The 1,516-nt window shown below is 75.5% G+C and carries 1 protein-coding gene and 1 pseudogene; both read right to left on the bottom strand.

Annotation, left to right across the window (positions count from 1 at the left end):
• The coding region (locus tag HY68_RS45200; RefSeq protein ID WP_041996331.1) for a YfjP family GTPase at positions 1 to 1,074 on the bottom strand (1,074 nt) is incomplete at its 3' end.
• 5 nt (positions 1,075 to 1,079) lie between these two features.
• Positions 1,080 to 1,516 (bottom strand): annotated as a pseudogene (locus HY68_RS16865) (ATP-binding protein); the annotation flags it as partial.

Genomic DNA, 1,516 nt, shown 5'->3' with positions numbered 1-1,516 from the left:
GGCGAACTGGTCACGGCAGCGCTCGTCGAGCCCGGCCCGGCCCTCGGCGACGTACGCGGAGCGCAGCCGTCCGGCCGCCGCCGTCACATCGGCGGAGAGCCGGCGCGCGGCGGCGTTGCGTTCCTGGACGAACCGGCCGAGCAGTTCGCGCAGTTCGCCGACGCCTTGGCCGCCGAGCGCGGAGACGGCGAGCACCGTCGCGCCCGGCTCGCCGTGTTCGCCGAGCGCCATGCCGTCCTCGTCCAGCAGCCGGCGCAGATCGTCCAGCACCTGGTCGGCGGCGTCGCCCGGCAGCCGGTCGACCTGGTTGAGCACCACGAACGTGACCTCGGCGTGCCCGGCGAGCGGGCGCAGATAGCGCTCGTGCAGCGCGGCGTCCGCGTACTTCTCCGGGTCCACGACCCAGATCACCGCGTCCACCAGCGCCAGCACCCGGTCCACCTGTTCACGGTGGCGGGTGACGGCCGAGTCGTGGTCGGGCAGGTCGACCAGGACCAGGCCGTGCAGCTCCTCGTCGCCGTCGCCGCCCGCGAGCGGCCTGCGCCGCAGCCTGCCGGGGATGGCGAGCCGGTCGAGCAGCCCCGCTGCCCCGTCCGACCAGGTGCAGGCGATGGGCGCGGATGTGGTGGGCCTGCGCAGCCCCGTCTCCGAGATGGGCACCTCGGCCAGCGCGTTGAACAGTGTGGACTTGCCGCTGCCCGTGGCGCCCGCGATGGCGACGACCGTGTGCCGCGACGACAGCCGCTGGCGGGCCGACGCCTCGTCCAGGACGCGTCCGGCCTCGGCGAGCGTGGGCCCGTCCACCCGGGTCCTCGACAGGCCGATCAGCTCGCCCAGGGCGTCGAGCCGTACCCGCAGGGGGCCTTCGTACGCGCCGCCGATGGGGGTGTGCGGCATGGTGGCGCCGTCCTGCCCGCCGTCAAGGCCCTCCACTCCGCTCAGCCCGTCGAGCCCGGTCAGCGCGTCGATGCCCGCCACACCGCCCTGGGCGCCCTTCTCCCCCACCCGCCGGGCGATGAACCCGTCGTCCCAGCCGCCGGTCTGCTCACTGTTCTCGTCCGTCACAGCGGTCACGTCGGTCACTTCTCCTTCTGCAGTACGGACAGGGCGGCGATCAGTTCGGCCTGCGGCTCCGGGGTCACGCCCAGGGCGTCCAGGGGCGCGAGCCGCCGTTCGCGCTCCCCGCGCAGTACCCGGTCGACGTACGCCGTCACCAGCTCGCCGCCCCGGTCCCGCAGCCGCAACGCGGCCTGCGCGCCGATGAGTTCGGCGAGCCGTTCGCCGGCGAGCCGGGCTCTGCGGCCGCCGAGCAGCGCCGCCGCGAGCAGCGCGGCGACCGTGTCGGACTCGGGCGCCGCGTTGCGCTCCAACTGGCGCACCTCCTCCTCGGCCAGCTCCTCCAGCTCCCTGCGCCAGCGGCGTACGGCCATCCCGATGCGCTCGGAGGTCTCGGCGTCCCGGTGGCCCGGCGCTTCGAGCGCCGCGGCGGCCGGCTCGCGCCGCCACGCTTCCTCCA

This window comes from Streptomyces sp. AcH 505 (genome assembly GCF_000818175.1).
In the GTDB taxonomy this organism is placed as follows: Bacteria; Actinomycetota; Actinomycetes; order Streptomycetales; family Streptomycetaceae; genus Streptomyces.
This window is presented reverse-complemented; position numbering and strand designations above follow the sequence as displayed.